The sequence below is a fragment of the Kistimonas scapharcae genome, assembly GCF_039540975.1.
In the GTDB taxonomy this organism is placed as follows: Bacteria; Pseudomonadota; Gammaproteobacteria; order Pseudomonadales; family Endozoicomonadaceae; genus Kistimonas; species Kistimonas scapharcae.
Window position 1 is genome coordinate 1 of the sequence record NZ_BAABFL010000257.1, and the last position, 1,787, is coordinate 1,787.

The 1,787-nt window shown below is 64.8% G+C and carries 1 protein-coding gene; it reads left to right on the forward strand.

The window, feature by feature from the left end:
• On the forward strand, nucleotides 1–1,787 hold a 1,787-nt coding region (locus ABD892_RS10820; RefSeq protein WP_345195648.1), incomplete at both ends, for a beta strand repeat-containing protein.

Here is a 1,787-nt window from a genome sequence, read left to right on the forward strand (position 1 = left end):
GATGACATCCTGATGGGCGGCACCGGCGCGACGACCGGCAATGACACCCTGGACGGCGGCGCCCACGGCGCCAATGGCGACACGGTGGACTACAGCCAGAACAGCACCGGGGTGGAAGTGGACCTGTCGGTGTCCACCAACCAGGTGAAGGAAGGCAGTGTCTTCACCGACACCCTGCTCAACATCGAGAACGTGATCGGCACCGGCAGCGATGACGTGCTGACCGGTGATGACCAGGCCAACACCCTGACCGGCGGCGACCGGGATGACACCCTGAAGGGGAATGGCGGCGCCGACATCCTCAACGGTGGTAATGACAATGACATCCTCAACGGTGGCGCCGGTGCGGATACCCTCAACGGCGGTGCCGGCACGGATACGGCAGACTACAGCGACAATACCAATGATGTGGTGGTTGACCTGTCGGCCGCTACGGTTCGCGCCACGGAAGGCGGCCTTCTGACGGACACCCTGACCAGCATCGAGAATGTCACCGGCGGGAGCGGGAACGACACCCTGACCGGTACCGACAGCCTGACGGTAGGTAATGTGCTGGATGGCGGCGCCGGCGATGACATCCTGGCCGGCGGTCTGGGTGCGGATACGCTGATTGGCGGCGCAGACAGTGGGGCGGGTGATACGGCGGACTATACCGGGGCTACCGGTGCGGTCACGGTGGACCTGTCCGTGGCCTCTCCCCAGGCGGTGATCACCAATGAAGCGTCGGATACGCTGTCGGGCATTGAGAACATTGATGGCGCCAGCGGCCATGCCAATACCCTGACCGGCAGCGGAGTGGCCAACACCCTGCGCGGTGGCAGCCAGGATGACACCCTGAGCGGCAATGGTGGTGCGGATACCCTGGAAGGCAACGGTGGTGCGGATACCCTGGACGGCGGTGCGGATGCGGACATCCTGGACGGGGGGGATGGCAATGACATCCTGAAGGGCGGCACCGGTGCGGATACCCTGCGTGGCGGCGCGGATGAGGATACGGCGGATTACAGTGACGCCACCACGGTGGTGACGGCGGACCTGTCAGCGGCAACCCCGCAGGCGACCGTGACCGGCGATGCCACGGATACCCTGGACAGCATTGAGAACCTCACTGGAGGCAGTGCCGGCGATACCCTGACCGGCAGCAGCGTGGCCAACACCCTGACCGGTGGTGGTGGCGACGACACCCTGTCCGGCCTGGGGGATGACGATACCCTCGAAGGCGGTGCCGGCGATGACATCCTGCGCGGCGGAGAAGGCAGTGACACCCTGAACGGCGGCACGACCGGTGAAGTGAACGGGGACACGGCGGACTACAGCACCCACCTGCGCTCCATCACCGTGGACCTGGATGCGGGCGGAGGCAGTGGTACGGCGACGGATACCACCAGTGCTGTCGATACCCTGACCGATATTGAGAACGTCATCGGTTCGAACCAGAACGATGACATTACCGGTGATGACAACGCCAATACCCTCAGTGGTGGCGCGGATGCCGATACCCTGCGGGGTGAAGGCGGCAATGACACCCTCAACGGGGATGCCGGTGATGACATCCTGTTCGGCGGTGCGGGCACCGACAGTTTCAACGGTGGTGCGGATGTGGACACGGTCAGCTATGACGGTGTCACCCAGGACGTCACCGCCAACCTGGATACGGGCATCGGTAATGACGGGACCGGTGGTGCGGACACCTACACCGATGTGGAGAACGTGATCGGCGGCAGCGGCAACGACACCCTGACCGGCACGGACAGCACGACGGTGGGCAATGCCCTGACCGGCGGCGC